This window comes from Ruminococcus sp. (assembly GCF_045129435.1).
Taxonomy (GTDB): Bacteria; Bacillota; Clostridia; order Oscillospirales; family Acutalibacteraceae; genus Ruminococcoides.
The window spans coordinates 1-2,618 of record NZ_JBGVJL010000011.1; the positions used below are offsets into that span (position 1 = coordinate 1).

Annotated in this window: 4 protein-coding genes; 1 reads left to right on the forward strand and 3 read right to left on the reverse strand. The window is 36.9% G+C overall.

Annotated elements, in window-relative coordinates; genetic code table 11:
- The 3 genes from ACJMMI_RS00445 to ACJMMI_RS00455 all read right to left on the reverse strand — a co-directional run.
- Positions 1-220 (reverse strand): hypothetical protein (locus tag ACJMMI_RS00445; protein ID WP_405352450.1); only part of this gene is annotated, 220 nt, incomplete at its 3' end.
- 13 nt (positions 221-233) lie between these two features.
- Positions 234-989 carry an exodeoxyribonuclease III gene (locus tag ACJMMI_RS00450; protein ID WP_405352452.1) on the reverse strand — a complete coding sequence of 252 codons (756 nt, stop codon included), beginning with the start codon at positions 987-989 and terminating at the stop codon, positions 234-236.
- 12 nt (positions 990-1,001) lie between these two features.
- Positions 1,002-1,352, reverse strand: a complete 351-nt coding sequence (locus ACJMMI_RS00455; RefSeq protein ID WP_405352454.1) for an arsenate reductase family protein — start codon at positions 1,350-1,352, stop codon at positions 1,002-1,004.
- 111 nt (positions 1,353-1,463) lie between these two features.
- Between ACJMMI_RS00455 and ACJMMI_RS00460 the strand changes: the two genes are divergently transcribed.
- On the forward strand, positions 1,464-2,618 hold a 1,155-nt coding region (locus ACJMMI_RS00460), incomplete at its 3' end, for a RecQ family ATP-dependent DNA helicase (RefSeq protein ID WP_405352456.1).

Here is a 2,618-nt window from a genome sequence, read left to right on the forward strand (position 1 = left end):
CAAAGTAAAACGAATGTTGGTGCAAAGTCCATTCCTTAAGCACATTTTCCATAGTGGTTGTATCTACTACAGACTGCATAGAGTTTTGCCATTCTCTTTCTAAATTTTCCCAGTACAGTTTTAAAAATAAAATATTTACAACAGCCATTAATCCAAGTGCAACCAATATCATTATTGCGTTTGAATTAAAGATTTTCCTTTTGACGGTTTGTCTATTCATAAAATTACCTATTTTATTCAATTACAAGCTCAACCGGACAATGGTCGCTGCCATAAACTTCAGTGTGTATATTTGCACTGACAAGTCTTGAATCAAGAGATTTTGAAGTAAGAAAATAGTCAATACGCCAGCCGGCGTTCTTCTCTCTTGCCTTAAAACGATATGACCACCACGAATATATTCCTTCCTTTTCAGGATAAAAATAGCGGAAAGTATCGGTAAAGCCGCTGTCTAAAAGTGTGGTCATTTTGCCTCTTTCTTCATCGGTAAAGCCGGCATTTTTGCGGTTTGTCTTAGGATTTTTAAGGTCAATTTCCTTGTGGGCAACATTAAGATCGCCACACACAATAACAGGCTTTGTCTTTTCAAGATTTTTGAGATAAGCTCTGAAAGAGTCCTCCCACACCATTCTGTAATCAAGTCTTAAAAGTTCAGCTTTGGAATTTGGTGTATAACAGGTAACAAAGTAATAATCATCAAATTCAGCGGTTATCACTCTGCCCTCTTTGTCGTGTTCTTCAATGCCAAGTCCGTAAGTTACGCTTATTGGCTCTTCCTTAGTAAAAAGTGCCGTACCTGAATAACCTTTTTTTTCTGCGTAATTCCAATACATATGATATCCGTCAAGCTGTAAATCAATCTGCCCTGCCTGTAGCTTTGTTTCCTGCAAACAGAACACATCTGCGTCAACTTCATTAAAAAAGTCGAGAAAGCCTTTTGTAACGCAAGCTCTCAGACCGTTTACATTCCATGATATAAATTTCTTCATTTTTTCTTCTCCTTACTTTAAAACCTCTGCCCATTCAGCCTCTTTAAAACCTGTAAGTACCTTGTTATCTTTAATGAGAATCGGTCGCTTTACAAGCATTCCGTTTGTTGCAAGCAGCTCATATTTTTCTTCCAGTGACATTTGCGGCAGTTTGTCCTTTAAATTCATCGACTTATAGAGCATACCGCTTGTATTGAAAAACTTTTTAATATCAAGTCCGCTCATCTCGTGCCAATTTTTCAATTCTTCAGCAGTCGGATTGTTTTCAACTATATGTCTGTCCTCATACTCTGCATTACAGCTGTCTAAAAAATTCTTAGCTTTTTTACAGGTTGAACATTTAGGATATTCTAAAAATAACATAAAATCACCTCTATATAAAATACAACTATAGTATAAAATATTTTCGGTCAATAATCAACATTTTCGGCACTTAGCTTGAAAATATTTTTGATTTTATATATAATTATTAGTATGGTTAAATTTAAAATTTTAAAACAATATTTTGGTCACGATACATTTCGTGACGGTCAGGAAAATATAATAGACAACATAACAGGCGGCAGAGATGCTCTCTGTATAATGCCGACAGGCGGTGGTAAGTCTATTTGTTATCAGATACCCGCACTTATGTCTGACGGAATAGCTATTGTAATTTCGCCTCTTATTTCGCTGATGAAAGATCAGGTCACTTCGCTTAATCAGAACGGTATAAGAGCGGCATTTATAAACAGCACTCTTTCCCCTTCTCAGCAGTCAAAAGCAATCTATAATGCTATGCGTGGTGAATATAAGCTAATTTATGTTGCACCCGAAAGACTTGAAGCACCTGCATTTTTAAATCTGTGCAACAGTATAAAAATCTCGCTGATTGCGGTTGATGAAGCACACTGTGTTTCGCAATGGGGACAGGATTTCAGACCAAGCTATCTTAAAATTGCCGATTTTATTTCAAAGCTTTCTCCAAGACCTGTTGTAGCGGCATTTACAGCAACTGCAACCGATGCGGTAAAGCGTGACATTCTCGATTTACTTGGACTTGAGCATCCGTATCAGATAACTACAGGCTTTGACCGTAAAAATCTGTTTTTTGCAGTCAAACAGCCAAGCAGAAAACCAAAGGAATTACTCGCTATTGTAAGTGAACACAAGGAGCAAAGCGGAATTATATACTGCTCTACACGCAAAAATGTAGAAAAGGTAAGTGATTTTTTAAACGACAACGGCTATAAATCGCTCATGTATCACGCAGGTCTTAGTGCTGAAATAAGAAATAAAAATCAAGAGGACTTCATCAATGACAGATGCAATCTTATAGTGGCAACAAATGCCTTTGGAATGGGTATAGATAAGCCGGATGTTCGCTTTGTGGTGCATTATAATATGCCGAAAAATCTTGAAAACTACTACCAAGAGGCTGGCAGAGCAGGGCGTGACGGAGAAAATTCTGATTGCATTTTGCTCTATAGTCCTGGTGATGTACATACACAAATGTTTTTCATTGAAAACAATAATGACAATGATGAGCTTACCGATGAGCAACGAGAAAAAATTAAAAAGAATGATTATTATAAGCTTAACAAAATGGTCGGCTACTGCACAACTACAACCTGTCTGAGAAATTACATA